Origin of the sequence: Paenibacillus radicis (ex Xue et al. 2023) (assembly GCF_024722015.1) — a bacterium.
In the GTDB taxonomy this organism is placed as follows: Bacteria; Bacillota; Bacilli; order Paenibacillales; family NBRC-103111; genus Paenibacillus_S.
The window spans coordinates 239,381-254,284 of record NZ_JANQBD010000004.1 but is presented as its reverse complement, the minus strand read 5'-3'; the positions used below and the strand labels follow the sequence as shown (position 1 = coordinate 254,284).

The 14,904-nt window shown below is 44.2% G+C and carries 16 protein-coding genes; 8 read left to right on the top strand and 8 right to left on the bottom strand.

What is annotated here, in order from left to right; genetic code table 11:
* Window positions 1–264: 264 nt before the first annotated feature.
* The 5 genes from NV381_RS07780 (at window position 265) to tatA (ending at window position 3,265) form a co-directional block, all read left to right on the top strand.
* Window positions 265–798 (top strand): DUF4178 domain-containing protein, encoded by a 534-nt coding sequence (locus NV381_RS07780; protein WP_258212696.1) that lies wholly within the window; start codon window positions 265–267, stop codon window positions 796–798.
* Window positions 799–843: 45 nt separating this feature from the next.
* Entirely contained in the window at window positions 844–1,608 is a 765-nt protein-coding gene (locus tag NV381_RS07775; RefSeq protein ID WP_258212695.1) for a DUF4247 domain-containing protein, read from the top strand.
* Between the two features lie 118 nt (window positions 1,609–1,726).
* Complete coding sequence (locus NV381_RS07770) at window positions 1,727–2,560, top strand: YitT family protein (protein WP_258212694.1); 834 nt, start codon at window positions 1,727–1,729, stop codon at window positions 2,558–2,560.
* Window positions 2,561–2,705: 145 nt separating this feature from the next.
* Complete coding sequence (locus NV381_RS07765; protein WP_258212693.1) at window positions 2,706–2,900, top strand: hypothetical protein; 195 nt, start codon at window positions 2,706–2,708, stop codon at window positions 2,898–2,900.
* A gap of 122 nt (window positions 2,901–3,022) precedes the next feature.
* Entirely contained in the window at window positions 3,023–3,265 is a 243-nt protein-coding gene (tatA, locus tag NV381_RS07760; protein ID WP_258212692.1) for a twin-arginine translocase TatA/TatE family subunit, read from the top strand.
* Window positions 3,266–3,391: 126 nt separating this feature from the next.
* Here tatA and NV381_RS07755 read toward each other — a convergent pair whose 3' ends face one another.
* The gene (locus NV381_RS07755) at window positions 3,392–5,464 is read right to left on the bottom strand and encodes a glycoside hydrolase family 65 (protein ID WP_258212691.1); all 2,073 of its coding nucleotides are present in this window, start codon (window positions 5,462–5,464) and stop codon (window positions 3,392–3,394) included.
* A 167-nt stretch (window positions 5,465–5,631) separates the two neighbouring features.
* On the bottom strand, window positions 5,632–6,795 hold the full coding sequence (locus NV381_RS07750; protein WP_258212690.1) for an MFS transporter: 1,164 nt from the start codon (window positions 6,793–6,795) through the stop codon (window positions 5,632–5,634).
* A 135-nt stretch (window positions 6,796–6,930) separates the two neighbouring features.
* Here NV381_RS07750 and NV381_RS07745 point away from each other — a divergent pair, with 135 nt between their 5' ends.
* A complete protein-coding gene (locus NV381_RS07745; protein WP_258212689.1) occupies window positions 6,931–8,112 on the top strand; it encodes a putative glycoside hydrolase in 1,182 nt (393 codons plus the stop codon).
* A 154-nt stretch (window positions 8,113–8,266) separates the two neighbouring features.
* On the opposite strand, the gene NV381_RS07740 is transcribed toward NV381_RS07745, so the two are convergent.
* Window positions 8,267–8,941 (bottom strand): uracil-DNA glycosylase, encoded by a 675-nt coding sequence (locus NV381_RS07740; RefSeq protein ID WP_258212688.1) that lies wholly within the window; start codon window positions 8,939–8,941, stop codon window positions 8,267–8,269.
* A 23-nt stretch (window positions 8,942–8,964) separates the two neighbouring features.
* The gene (locus tag NV381_RS07735; protein WP_258212687.1) at window positions 8,965–9,504 is read right to left on the bottom strand and encodes an NADPH-dependent FMN reductase; all 540 of its coding nucleotides are present in this window, start codon (window positions 9,502–9,504) and stop codon (window positions 8,965–8,967) included.
* Window positions 9,505–9,668: 164 nt separating this feature from the next.
* On the opposite strand from NV381_RS07735, the gene NV381_RS07730 reads away from it, so the two are divergent.
* Window positions 9,669–10,106, top strand: a complete 438-nt coding sequence (locus NV381_RS07730; RefSeq protein WP_258212686.1) for a peroxiredoxin — start codon at window positions 9,669–9,671, stop codon at window positions 10,104–10,106.
* 151 nt (window positions 10,107–10,257) lie between these two features.
* Here NV381_RS07730 and pfkA read toward each other — a convergent pair whose 3' ends face one another.
* The 4 genes from pfkA to NV381_RS07710 all read right to left on the bottom strand — a co-directional run bounded on the left by pfkA (window position 10,258) and on the right by NV381_RS07710 (window position 13,395).
* Complete coding sequence (pfkA, locus tag NV381_RS07725) at window positions 10,258–11,223, bottom strand: 6-phosphofructokinase (RefSeq protein WP_258212685.1); 966 nt, start codon at window positions 11,221–11,223, stop codon at window positions 10,258–10,260.
* Window positions 11,224–11,287: 64 nt separating this feature from the next.
* A complete protein-coding gene (locus tag NV381_RS07720) occupies window positions 11,288–12,313 on the bottom strand; it encodes a tetraprenyl-beta-curcumene synthase family protein (RefSeq protein WP_258212787.1) in 1,026 nt (341 codons plus the stop codon).
* 43 nt (window positions 12,314–12,356) lie between these two features.
* Window positions 12,357–12,956 (bottom strand): hypothetical protein, encoded by a 600-nt coding sequence (locus tag NV381_RS07715; RefSeq protein ID WP_258212684.1) that lies wholly within the window; start codon window positions 12,954–12,956, stop codon window positions 12,357–12,359.
* Window positions 12,957–13,077: 121 nt separating this feature from the next.
* The gene (locus NV381_RS07710; RefSeq protein WP_258212683.1) at window positions 13,078–13,395 is read right to left on the bottom strand and encodes a hypothetical protein; all 318 of its coding nucleotides are present in this window, start codon (window positions 13,393–13,395) and stop codon (window positions 13,078–13,080) included.
* 168 nt (window positions 13,396–13,563) lie between these two features.
* Here NV381_RS07710 and NV381_RS07705 point away from each other — a divergent pair, with 168 nt between their 5' ends.
* Window positions 13,564–14,898, top strand: a complete 1,335-nt coding sequence (locus NV381_RS07705) for a multi antimicrobial extrusion protein MatE (protein ID WP_258212682.1) — start codon at window positions 13,564–13,566, stop codon at window positions 14,896–14,898.
* Window positions 14,899–14,904: the final 6 nt, after the last annotated feature.

Here is a 14,904-nt window from a genome sequence, read left to right as displayed (position 1 = left end):
CTCCTTTAGAATAGGGTTCTTATTTATTTATACCCTTAAGTGCGACTCCTATATCCTTTTATTGTATCTGCAAAATGCGTCCGAAGCATTCGTAATTACATACGCAAGGCCGTACTTAAGAATATCTTCAATATTATATCACAACCAAATTTCAAATTCCAGAAATTTCAGTTTGAAACCTGCACTTCCTCTTTATCGTATACATTAGTTATAATGATAAAAACGAATACTTACTATACATGCTGCAAAAGGAGCGAACCCATTATGTCGATCTGGAAAAGAGTCGGTTCTATCATTAAGAGCAACAAGGAACAGCCCATAGTAAAAACATCCAATCCTATAGAGGATACACAAGTTGGAGACATTATAAACGTTGATCTCGAAGAATATGTCGTTTCCGGCAAGCTCATTTACTTTGATAGAGGATATCCCCCTCACCGTTTTGTATACTATTTACAGAATGGTACGGCCATCTCCAGTTTACTAGTAGAAAAAGGGCGCGCCTATGAATGCTTTGTCTGTCATTTTATCGAAGGTGCACTCGATGACCCTAATGATGTTCCGACTGAGCTTGATCTCAACGGAGAGGTTACCTACAGCTTGGAAAATCAGCGTACCGACCTGGTGCGAGCTGAAGGAAACACCGATTTTCGTGCAAATGATGATGTTATTTTATGGAGATATATTGGATCAGAAGGGCGTTATTTCTTTCTTCAATGGCAAGATGGGAAGTTTGTCGCTATGGAAGGAACCAAAACCCCTGCAGGTCAAATCAAGTTTTTAAAAGGCAGCCACTAGAAGACACAGCGGATACGGAACTAACCGTATGGAGGTGATTTCGTTATGAAAAAGCGTTCACTGCAATTACTTTCAATTTTACTTGTATTTACTTTGCTTGTAGGCTGCGGAGATGCCGGTAATTATGTGAAAGAAAATTATACGCTGGTAGATGTACAGGGCCAAGGCAAGAGTACCGCAAAAATTTACTCGGTTGAAGGAAAAGATGTTCCAACTGTAGCAAAGGAAATCTCCGATAAAGAAAAGCCGAAAGAAACAAGTAAAGAGTCAGCCGATCAAATGTTCCTTGTGTATGATAATAAGATAGTAAATGTACAGAAGGATCCTAATAATGAAAACACTTCTCTAGTCGAAGTAGACTCGATTGAATATGCCAAGCAGAACTATGACTCCTCTTTTCTTCAAGGCTATATAGCCGCATCATTAATTCAATCCGTATTCGGGGGAGGATGGAGTAATTCCCGCGGCAATGATTATCGAGGTTATACATCAAGCAAGAGATATGACGATTATGGTAAATACCAAACAGCGCCAAAAACGGGCGGCAGTACGGCTACATCACCTACAACAACGCCGACTAAACCAACTCCTGCAACCACAGACCGTAAAGGCAGCTTCAATAGTGCACCAACAACTAACTCACCATCTGCCACAACACCGCCAAAAAGTTCGAGCGGCAGCAATAGCAGTACGAATACACGTAAAAATGATGGATCCTCATCAACCTACAAATCGCCAAGCAGCAGTAAATCAGGTTCCAGCTCTAAACCAAGTACAAGCACACGGTCGGGATCCTTTAAAAAGAAATAAATGTTCATATAAAAGCTTCACTCTCAGCATTTGCCGGGTGTGAAGCTTTATTTTTATTGAACTACGGTTTGATTTAAATGCCCTAATCCATACTAAGCTTATCATCACAATCAGGAGGATGAGCTTATTGTTCCGAATATGGATTGTTCCATTGCTGTCAATTATTATCGGTTCAGCATTAATTGCAGTGGCCTTCAACCTTTTTCTTGTTCCACAGCAGCTTCTTAGCGGCGGTCTATCAGGTATTTCTATGATTGTTAGTTATTTTACGGGATGGAACATCTCCATAGTGTTTTTGCTGAGCAATTTACCTGTCGTTTTGTTTGGCTTGATAAGAATCGGACGTAAGTTCATCATCTTGAGTGTAGTGTCGGTTATTATGACATCATGGTTTTTACGGCTGGTCCCTACGTACGTTGTAGCTCAAGACAGTATGCTTGCCGCAGTTACCGGAGGTGTACTTATTGGCATAGCTACAGGTATTGCGATGCGGGCTGGAGGCTCGACAGGAGGATTCGATATTATTGGATCCATCTTGACGCAAAGACGTGATTTTCCGCTTGGTACTGTATTATTTATATTAAATGGTGTTGTCATTGTTGCCTTGGGTTATTACAAAAATGATTGGGATTTGGCCCTTAACTCCATGCTTTCAATATTCATTACCGGCAAAATTATCGATACCATACATACACGTCATTTAAAAGTAACCGTTTATATTATTACGCAATCTAAAGACGCGCTGCTTGAACGTTTAATGCTCCTGCAAAGAGGCGTCACGATACTGACAACGGAAGGCGCTTATACTAAAAAAGAACAGCATATGCTGATGACCGTTACAACCCGCTATGATCTAGTAAGTTTGCAAAATATGATCAAGGCAACTGATCCCGACGCTTTTGTAAATATTGTTGAAACGATTGCAATAATGGGCCAGTTCAGGCGGAATTAGTCCGAATCTTAGAAAAATAAACCATACATATTTTCAACCGATATGGTATAATAGAAGCAGTAATTTCATTTGAATCCTCATTCTTTACCTTTGTTTATCAAGTAAGTCAAGCCTGATCTTCTCTAACAGATGACGAGGAAGGGTGATGCTTGTGGAAACAGTAAAGTTGTCAGCGATTGTGATGAGATTGACTCCCGAGTTATATCCTTTTTTGAAGCGGGCCGAACTCGAGTTTGAGATTGTACTGCGGAACGGGCTTGAAGCTTTAGAAGCTGAAGACGCAATGGAAATTATTCAATACAGCATTTCAGAACAACAAAAGGACGCCTTGCTCCATTAAGGGGCAGCGTCTTTATTTTTAATGTAACGGGCAAAATGTTATCGTTCTGTAATATTTGCATGTTATATTTTGTCTAGATAATGGTATGATAGACATGTTAACTTAAATCGGAGGTGTATTATATGGGAGCTTTATCTCCATGGCATATTATATTGATCGCTCTTGTAGCATTGTTGTTATTCGGACCGAATAAATTGCCAGAACTTGGACGAGGCTTTGGTAAAATGTTCCGGGAGTTTAAAGAAGCTACATCCGGCAATAGCTCAACACCAGACGAACCCGCTGCACCAGCAAAGAAAGAACTGCATGTTGCTCAGGAACAGCAGCACAGTACTACTGAACAGCAGTCCAACTTGCCTAAATAATTGGATTGGCCTATCAACTTAGCAGACCAGAGTAAGTAAGACTAGATTCAGTTATTTCAATCGCTTCCATAAGAAAGCGCATTAGTAAAGCCGAGCACAGTTGATGTGCCCGGCCTTTTTGTTTTCTTAGAGAATCTTCGACAGCCCTTCACAGCGAACCACCCAGGTACCGTCTTGCGGAAAACCAGGAGCATGCTGCTCCCCGCTCCCCTCCCAGCCGCAAGCCATGATCGCAATAGCAGTCAACAACCCGCCATTACCTGGTAAATAAGCTGTTAGTCCGGGCCGTTGGTAATTATGTCCGTTAGGGAAATAAACATTTTTTATTTGATCCATCAGCAGCGTGTCGACCGCTATATTTCTTTCACCTAAACGTGCTGCTGTCATCGCGGCCATTGGAAAATCCCAACCCCAAGCTGTTTCCCATTTCCATTCGGATATGACTTTTTTCAAAGTATTCCTCATAATCTCAGGGTCGACCAGCTTACCTGGAAGAATGCCAAGAGCACCAAGCATAGATGGATGATCCTCGTTAAATTTAGTGAAGGAATCCGGACACCATTCATGCGCAAGGTATACCCCTTCCTCATTAATGGGCAGCGCGGCAATGTGCGTTCCAATATGATCCCACTCAGGTTCGCGCATAAGGCCGAGACGCTCCCTCCACATTTGAGCAATTTCCAATCCGTATTTCCAATACTCAAGCTCAAACGTTGGATTCAACGTTTCCTCAGGAGCATGATTTTCTTGTGCAGGAATAACAGGCGGCCCTAATACATAACGCTTAGACTGCTCCTCCCATACTGCAAAGGATGCCATGAATGCTGCACTGTCCTGCACAATATCTTTATATTTGAGAAGCGTTTCCCTATTCGGATGACTGCGGTAGCATAATTCAGCCATAGCAATAGGATGCGGCTGCTGCCAAATGAGCAAAGTTCCGATTGGAGATGGGCTTTGCAAACCGCCCGGATCAACCATTTTGGGCCAGCGCGCGCCCTCATATCCTTGAGATTTTGCTAATTCATGCGCGACAGGTAAAATACGGCAGTACCAGTCCATGCTTTTCTCCAGCATGCCAGTACGCCCCCACAGTGCAAAATGAGCGGCATGCCACCAATGCATTTCAAGATGGAACTTACCGTACCAGCTATTGTACAGGAGACCTGTTTCTTGAGGCGGCAATGAGCCCGAACAATGAATAGCGGTCTGATATTGAGAGAGCACGACTCGGCGCTCCAGTTCAACTGCTCGCGGGTCCATGCTTCCGCTGAAGTCAACCGCCCCACCCTCGCTCCAAAATTCACGCCAATAGGATTGGCTCGCTGATTTTACATCTTCAAAGCTGTAATTATTCAGTCCTTCATCATTGGAACTAAATCCAATAGTAAGCTCAAGTCTGCTTGCTGTACGCGATGGCAGCAAAACATAGCTGTGATCACTTTCCTGTTGGATATCGCCATCTGACCATGCTGCTGTAACTGTATATCCATCGTCATCCATACTGCGCTTCCAGCTAGCGGTTGAGGCTTTGGATGATTCCATGCTAGTATGATGAGTCTTATCCTTATTCCAATTCAAGTCGATGCTTTCAGCCCATTCATTGGACTCAACCTCTTGAGAGGGAAAACTGATGCGCACAGCAAGGCGTTCATCAGAAAGTAGAGCTGATTCTACAGATATAGCAATCTGATCGGACCCGGGATGACAGCAAGTCGTAACCGTTACCGGATTCCCTTGTACCTCAAACCGACTCGTAATAATGCCCTCCCACAAGGAGAGAGTTTGCTCCACCTCATGAAGATCTTCAAGCTTTGCCTCACTGCCATCCACCAGACGTATATGCAGCCCAATCTGACCAAGCTGCATCCGATGGGGATTTTGCCTGAGCCAATGAAAAGCCTCCTCCTGACCGGAAGCGTCCGTTGCATATCCCACTGCTCGTCCGTAAGTTTCAAAAGGCTTAAGCTGGATATGCTCCTGCTTGAAGTGATCATGGCCGCCTGAGCTGTGCCAGCCCCATTGCGATTGCGTGCCCAAAGGAACTTGATATTGATCCGGAAAGCTCTGTAAACCAGTGATATCCACTGTATAAGCGAATTCACCGTTACCAACTGTCATTGGAGATAAAAGCTCCGCTTGCTTCAATACAGGATTATGTCTGCTTACCAATGCATAACGGTCAATCTTTTCATCCATTTGATCACCTTTTTTAATATATTTTTCAAGCTTATACTAATCAGCCGTTCAAAAGATTCTCTTCATGTTTCAAAGACTTACTTCTAAACTATATGGGAAGCTCTTACATTTCGTCTATGCGTAATCTGTGTTTATATTGCATTATATTGCGAAAAACCGCTCAGCCACTAGAGGCTGAACGGTTTCTTTTGTTTTTGTCCGTAGGCATGCGTTCCCAACAGCAGTATTGCGGCTATAGCCGTCATTATCGCGCCGAAAATATACATCGCAGAACCACCCCATAAATCTTTTATAAAGCCTCCTACGAAACCTCCTGCTAGACCAGCCAATCCCAAAAATACAGCGGACAGTAGAGCAAGACCTGTAGAGCGCATCTCTTCAGGTACTAATCGCACCGCATATTGCACAGACACAATCCAGAATACAGCAAATGTTACGGATTGCATTACTTGCAAAAGCGTAAGTATAGTCGGGTCCATGATTACAGCATACAAGATCCACCTGAACGTATATAGAATGGCTACAACACCCAATAGTGCGAGCTCATGAAAACGGTGCATATATCTGCTGAGTAATGCAAAGGTAGGAACCTCACTTACTGCTGCAAGCGCCCATGCCCAGCCAGCCATCGAATCACTTGCTCCCAGGTCTTTTAAATGAAGCACGAGCAAGCCGTCGTTCATTCGATGCGGAACTATAAGAATGAAAACCAATACCAGAAACCAAAGAAACTGCTTATTTTTTACAATGCTTAGAACTGCTGAAGCTGTAATACGCTGCCCGCTGCCCTTCTCATCCTTCAAAAAGATCAAAAGAACAAGCGGCAGCACCCAGATCGACCAATACAATAATGGAATATGTTGAATGCCGCCGAGTGCATCCAGCACTGAACCAGCAATTAATGCTATCAATGTAAAACCAAGCGATCCCCACAATCGAACCGACCCATAAGACTTCCCTGCCTGCAGCGTAGCTTTAACCGTAATACTGTCCAATAGAGGTACGGAAGATAGCATGAAAAAATAGAGCAGCATCATAAAAATAAACGCCCAGCCATAGCCATCGGTATGAAAAATTCCTACGCTGGAAGCGATTGTCATCACCCAAAGGGAGAAAATAATGAGCTTAAGTGTGTTATAACGATCTCCCAAATATCCCCATAGCGGCTGGGCAAATATCGCCACAAACGGCCCGAACATCATTAGCAAGCCAATTTGCGAGGATGAATAGCCTTTATGCCCGAAATAAATCGGAAGAAATGGCATAAGAGCTGCTGTAGTAGCATAGTATGAAAGATTTAAGCCGCGCAGCGTCCATATTTGCTTTTTCATAACACCTGTCCTTTTTTGTTTATAAAATGTCACTTTTCCCGAAATCCCAACAAAATGCGTCAAACTTCTCTATCAACCTATCAACTTCTCTATTATAATGGAGAATATCATTCTGGCAAGGAGAGATAGACACGCATGGAACTTTTACTAGCCTCGCTGTTAATGGTAATGGGTCAGGTAGGAACGGATCATCCCGATGTGAGCTTCGAGCAGCTTGTTCAAGCATCACTGGATTCCAAAAATGCTATTGTCCAACAAGCAGCACCTGGTCTTGCGGCCAACCCCAATGATCGGCTAATGCCCGTTAATAAGAAGGACCCTCAAACAGACGCCCCTAAAGTAAAAGGCGTTTATGTTACAGCTCACAGTGCTGGAGGGGCACGAATGAACACCTTATTAAAACTACTGGACGATACGGATTTAAACTCTGTTGTAGTTGATATCAAAGACGATTGGGGCTATATTACTTATCCGACTGGCAACCCGGAACTTGAAGCTATGGATACAACACAGAAGATCATTTCCGATATGCCCAAATTCATGACTACGCTGCGGGAGCATCAAGTCTACCCCATTGCCCGTATTGTCGTCTTCAAGGACACCGTGTTAGCCAAGAAGCGTCCTGAACTATCTTATGTCAATCCGGACGGGACCTTGTGGAACAATGGCAAGGACAGCTTTGTAAATCCCTACATGAAAGAGGTATGGGATTATAATATCACCGTTGCGAAGGAAGCCGCCAAAGCTGGTTTTAAAGAAATTCAGTTTGACTACGTGCGGTTCCCCGAAGGCTTCGAGAAGCGCGCCGATACGTTAAAATATGAAAAAGACGACCGTTCAAGAATCGATGCCGTTGCCGAATTTGTGAAGTACGCAAGAGAACAGCTCACGCCTCTTGGCATAAGAGTTTCGGTTGATATTTTTGGTTATGCCGCTTCTGTGCCTGCTGCAGAAGGGATTGGACAGGATTTTGTGAAAATATCTCAAAATGTTGATGTCATCTGCCCGATGATCTATCCAAGCCATTACAGCACAGGCTGGTTCGGTGCCAAAGTACCGGATGCTGCACCATATGTCACTATAGACGGAGCCTCCAAGGATACTCATAAAAAGCTTGATCCTATAGGTGAACTGAAGCCTGTTGTACGCCCATGGATTCAGGACTTCACAGCCTCTTGGGTGCAGGGCTATGTCAAATACGGCAAGCACGAAGTCGAAGAACAAATCAGAGCTTTGAAAGACAACGGTGTTGAGGAATTTCTGTTATGGAATGCCGTTAATACGTACACACCAAATGTAGATTACAATAAGAGCTGATGATAAAATACCTCCACAAAGTGGGGTCTTGCTTCGAAGTTGATTCAGATACTTTGCCGTGAGCCCCGAAACTTATAAATACTTTTATTAAAAGAGACCCCGCAGAAAAAGCGACAAGAAATCGCCGATTCTGCGGGGTCTTTTTGAATAACCTCTATAAATTAGATAATTGCCAGTTTATTTCTGCTGTACCTTGGCTGCGAAGAAAAGCATTCGCTTTAGAAAATGGCTTGCTCCCAAAAAATCCGCGATAAGCTGATAATGGACTGGGATGTACGGAACGAATAATTGGATGCCGCTTATTCGTAATGAGCTGGATCTTTTGTTGTGCATGGCTTCCCCATAAAATAAACACTATTGGCTCTTCCCGCTTATTCAAGTACCCGATGACGCTATCGGTAAACCGCTCCCACCCTTTCCCTTTATGCGAATTAGGCGAAGCTTCCCTTACGGTCAGCACTGTGTTCAGCAGCAGCACCCCCTGCTCTGCCCAGCCTGCCAAATATCCATGGTTTGGAATGATGCAGCCCAAATCTTCATGCAGCTCTTTAAACATGTTTTGGAGGGAAGGTGGTGCGGGAACACCGGGCTTAACGGAAAAGCTTAATCCATGCGCTTGTCCTGCTCCATGATAGGGATCCTGCCCCAATATGACGACTTTAACATCAGCGTATGCTGTTAAATGCAGCGCATTATAAATATCATGCATATTCGGATATATCGTTTGTTTTTGAAACTCTTCCTTTAAAAACTGCCGAAGCTCGATATAGTAAGGCTGCTCAAATTCCGGCGCCAGCAGTTCGGCCCAATCATTTTTTAATATAGACATGATAAAATTTTCACTCCAGCCTTTTACAATTTCCGGAAGGTTTTCACCATCGAAACGAAATAATTAAGCGTTCGCGCTACGCGCTCTCTTATTTTATCATGAGCAGGCGCTCCATCGGATGTAAAGCTTCTCTGCTCTCCTCCGATCGAGATCCATTCAGGACAATTCACACCATGAACATTACGTACTATCGTTTGCAGCTGCTGCAGCGAGCTGACGCCAACAGCCCCGCCCGCCGAACTGACAGACAGCACTACCTTGCCATCGAATTCATCGAAGCCTGCGTAATCAAGCGCATTTTTCAAAATGCCGCTAGGCGCTCCGTGATAATCCGGTGTCGCTAACACTATACCATCGGCTTCCCTTAAGCTCTTTATGAACAAACCTACATTCGTATCGTCTGAAGCGACACGCGGTCTGTAGAATGGCATTGGCAGCTCATACAAAGAGAGCAGCGTAACCTTGCATCCCATTTCTTCTAACACCTTTTGCAGATGTCTGCACAATTGGGTGCTCGTTGCATTCTCACGGTTGCTCCCTGCAATAATTGTAATTCGAGCCATTGCTATCGCTCCTCACTGTACTTGTACTTACTTTACATACATAATAGTATATAAAAGTTTGTTGGGTCAATGGTGCCCTATGTTCCAGGATTGTATTTGCTTGCATGTAATTTCCCTTTTTCGATACAATGGTAAGAACGAAATAACTGAAGGAGATGTTCTCCATGCTGTCTATTGGATCTATTGCCCCATCATTTGAAGCCGATAGCACCCGAGGCACGATAAATCTGCAGCACTATTTAGGAAAGCAGCCTATCGTGCTGATCTTCTATCCGAAGGACGAAACACCCATATGTACCAAACAGCTATGCGCTGCTCGTGATTCTGCTTCTCAATATGCCGAATTCAATGCACTCGTATTGGGCATTAACCCGGGCACGCTTGAGGAGCATAGGCAATTTTCGCAGAAATTTCTGTATGACTTCCCACTCGTGTCTGACACCAATGAGAGAATTCGGCAGCTGTTCGATGTAGGTAAAATCTTCTTGCTGGGCCAACAGCGCTGCGTAATTGTCATAGGTATTAAAGGGGATATCATCTATGCCAAAAAGGGAAACCGCCCGACAGCCGAAATATTGAATGCTTTGAAGCAGGGGCGGTAAGCAATCCCCACAAAGTGGGGTCTTGCTTCGAAGTTGATTCAGATACTTTGCGGGGAGCCCCGAAACATATAAATTCTATATCAGCCAAAAAAACATGCTGCCTCTTGTTGGCACAAGATGGCGCATGTTCCTCCTTTAAAAAGCTTATCGATTATTGAGACAATCTCTTTGCTAATTCGTACAGCTCCATATTGAATTCTCTCTTGGTGTTTACAACCTTGTCAATATCGGTTAGTACTAATTCGCCTTTGATAATACCGCAGCCTTTGCCGGACTCGCCTTCAATTAATTTACGCACTGCGAAGTCACCCAAGCTGCTCGCTAGTATACGATCATTATGCGTTGGCGCTCCGCCGCGCTGAATATGGCCCAATACAGTTACACGTGGTTCAATACCCGTGTTCTTCGTAATTTCGGCAGCAATATCCTCGCCCTTGCAAACTCCCTCTGCAACCAAAATAATACTGTGACGTTTTCCAAGATTAAAATTGTCTACCATTCGTTGAGAAACTTCTGTCAGATCAAACGGTACCTCTGGTACAAGAATCGTTTCCGCTCCGCTCGCTAGCCCCGCATACAAAGCTATTTCACCGCAATGGCGGCCCATAACTTCCACTACGGATGAACGCTCGTGAGAGCTCATAGTGTCGCGTAATTTGTTGATTGCATCCACTACAATGCTAACCGCTGTATCGAATCCAATTGTGAAATCCGTAAAAGGAATGTCATTATCAATAGTACCAGGAAGACCCATTGTATTAATCCCAAGCTTGTTCAGCTTGTTGGCACCTTGATAGGAACCGTCCCCACCGATTACTACCAGTCCATCGATTCCTCTCTTACGGAGGTTATCCGCACCAATTTGCTGTCCTTCTGGCGTCATAAATTCCTTACAGCGCGCTGTCTGCAGAATAGTTCCGCCTCTTTGAATGATATCGCCGACGCTGCGCAAATCCATAGGCCGGATATCATCATTAATCAGACCCGCATATCCGCGCTGTACTGCAAAAACTTCCAAACCATGAAATAACCCGCTGCGTACTACGGCACGTACCGCCGCGTTCATTCCTTGCGAATCTCCGCCGCTCGTTAGTACGGCTATTTTTTTGACTGTCATGTATGGTTTCCTCCTGAGAGTTTTTGTTGAAAATGATTCGTAACCTTTGGCTTAATTACAACAATTAATAGGTTTTACGAATTAATATGCTGTTGATAAAGAAAAACATCCGCATTAGCGGGCTTCCCTTCATCAGCAGTCGCGATATTTGCTTCACCTGTCTCTGTTTACTAACCTTCGGATCGGACAAATAGAGCGCGAGCAAGCCTTCAATAATCATTCTGTGAAAGGATGGATGCTCCAGCCGGTCTGCTCTCATCCTCGCCTCGAGCACAATAACAGCAATGCGTTCGACTGTTTGATCCATCCCATCATAATAGCTGCAAAAATTTAAATCGCCGCCAAGCTCGTCTTCCTCTTGATCAATTAAATAATCCAGCAATATATGCAGCGAGCATATATAGGGAAAATACGCTTCTCGTATCGCTTCCACGGTTTCCTGCTTCAGTTGGGAATCAGATGCCGCCATAAACAGCATAAAAACACCTAATGTCGAGCCTGTAGCAGCAGCAAATTCATTCCAGCTTATATTGGGAAATCTGGTTTCATAAGCTTTCCACCAGTCTAACAACGCCGCCTCTCTAAGCTCCTGCCGGACATGCTTGTACACCTGAAGGTCGCAATACAATCCAACCAGTTCTTGAACATGGCCTGCAACAAGAGAATAGGAAGGCAGCAGTCTAAGGCTGGCTTGACATGTCTTAACCAGCTCATCCAGGTAACCGCCATCCTCTTTTTCTATGCGATAACTATAATAATCATGCATAGGCTCAGCAGGATCCACCGCATCCAGCATGGACTGGTGGAGCATGCGAAAATCTTCGGGATCCATCGATGTGCTTCGATCGCATAGATTATCCAAATAATCGCTTATCGTTTGAAAAGCAACAATAAGCGGAATCATCACGTGACGCATCTGCAATCTGGCTACAGCGTATACAGCACCACCCTGACAATGAAACTGCTTGCTCGTCATGCTGGCTATTGCCTGCTTCTGCAGTTCAGCGTCAGGAATCTCTTCTGCCTTGCGCCGCCAATACTGCAGCTGATCGCGCACCTCCGGCAAAACATAGCGGTACACGCGCAGCATCAAATGAAACGGATTACGCGGAACAAGAGCTATGCGGCGGGCTTCAAAGCTCAATCCGTTTCCCTCCGGTCTGCTCCAAAGCATACTGCAGCAGCAGCTTCATTTCGACCCACTGAATCTCCAGCAGTAAAGCTTCCGCTTGAGCTTCTTGGGCGACAGTAACCTGCTGCTGAACCATATCAACGAATAAGTAAGGGTCCCATTCCGAGCCTGCCATAAGCCTATTCAGTTGACCTTTCAGTGTTGCGCTTTGAATGAAGTCCGATTCATATGGATGGTACAGATACTTGGCTTGTTCCAGTAAGGCTGCAAACACAGTATGCGTTCCAACCTGACGAAACCAATACTTAGCGTTACTGTAATCCCCTTCCATCCGGTGCATGATCCCATGCCAATAACTTCCAGTAGGGTTGTGTATGTCCTGCGAAAGCTCATGAGATTTGTCCAAGCTTTCATTCAACAGATGCAAACCCGCCTTAACAGACGAAGCATAGGCCGCTCTCCGGGAATCCATATCCTGCATAGGCAGCTTAGCTATCCTTATATCGAGCAAATCATCCCATTCTTCAGCAGGATAAAGTGAAGGTCGGTGTTCTGACAACTTATCCCACAGCTTTTGCACCGCTTCCGTCCATTCCATCATGCATTCACCTTCTTCATTGGAATCAGCCACTAAAACTCATAACGTCTATTATAATATAAGAGGAGCTTCTATAGAAGTCCCTTTACCAAAGATACATTCATTCCAATTGGAAAACTTGCTCTTAATGGTGAGCTGCTGAAGCTGTGACATCCTGATTTACCCTAAACCAGAGATGTAATTCATTGATTGTTCCTGCCAGATCGGCAATTTCCGAATTCAATTGGCATGAATATTTGAAATTATCCTCTATGTTCAACTGGTTTTGCTTCGCAATAATAATACGCTCCAATCGTTTAACTTGATCGGGAATCGTACCGCGAATTTCTTCCCAATGAAGTAATATTATCGATCTTTCTTCCTCCGTATAATCTTCCCATTCCTTCTCAAAATGAGGAAGCGGAATACCGAGACGATCATCGATGATGAAATTCCAAGACATCGAAATCTCCACCTTTCCAAGTTAACCCTACCTTTTTTATTCAATAAATGTACCACGAACCCCAAGCTACTGCTAGTGGAATGTATCAAATTTACACTTTGAATACCCCCAATCTATGTTATACTAGAGCAATTGATTTCATCTTTTTCCAGTAGGAGTCCTGAATCTATGAGCAGCAACCAAGAACAGAAAGTCACCTTTAAGCAGTTGTTAATGTTTTTTATACCGCTAGGAGTCTCATCGAGCTTGATCACAATCTCTCACGTTATCATCAACAGTACATTGGCTCGTTCGGCTAATCCTGAGATCATCATTGCCTGCTATGCTTTACCAATGAGTATATTAGGCTTAACTGAAAAGCCGGCTCTCCTTATGAGGCAAACATGCTCAGCATTAGTACGTGATCGCGTTTCGTTCCGGGCCATGTCAATTGTTAATTGGTATGTGCTCGCATGCGTCTTAATCTTGGGCTCCCTGATTTGCTACACTCCACTTGGCAGGTGGGTCTTTTTGTATTTCTTTGGAGCAAGCGAAGAGCTTGTCAAGCCGATGATCCAGACGTACCAAGTGCTTATGTTTGTCAGTATATTCTCAGCTCTGCGCTGCATGTACCAAGGCATCATCATCTTTAATATGAGGACTAAATGGCTAACCATCGGCATGTTTTTCCGGCTGTCTGCCATGTATTCGCTTTCTCTTTACTACATACAAACCAATCAAGTGAACAGCGCACAGGTCGGAGCCATTATATTTCTGGTCGGCATGATGGTCGAAGCCGCTGTCAGTGTTTGGGAAGGACGATCGCTGCTGAAAAAAATTCCGGAGAAGAAGCCGGATCATCCCGTTGAACACCCGCGGCAAATTTTTCATTTTTACAAGCCGCTGCTTTATTCATCTATAATTGCAGTTATTATCGGACCTTCCATTAACGCATTTCTTGGAAAAACGATGGACTTCCAACTGGCCGTTGCATCCTTCACCATTGCAGCCAGTCTTACGCAGCTTGTCATCAGCTTCTTCTCTTACATTCATCAAATCGTATTAAACTTTTACCGCAAGGACCCAGCTTCTGTTATGCGCTTTACGCTGATTCTTGCTTTTATACCGGGCTTATTGATTGCTATTGTTTCCTACACGCCGCTCGGACCTTGGTTTATGCAAAATGTAATGGGTGTGAATGAACGCTTGATGCACGCCAGCCTGGATACATTAAGAGTGTTTACAATTATGACACTTGTATTTCCTTGGCTTGATTTTGGCAACGGTCTGGTATTACTGCGCGGAGAAACAAAGCTTATGGTTTGGTCACAGGCGGCCAATGTCGCAACAACTTTAATTACCTTGACGATATGCATTTTATTAAGTCCAGGATGGAATGGAATGATCGGAGCGCTTGCCCAATCATTCGGTGTAGCGGCAGAAGCAACCGTTGTATGGTATGTTCTCCGTGCTATCGGTAAATCGACCGGCAAAACGGGATTCCGCTCTACACTAAAATCTTAGAAACGA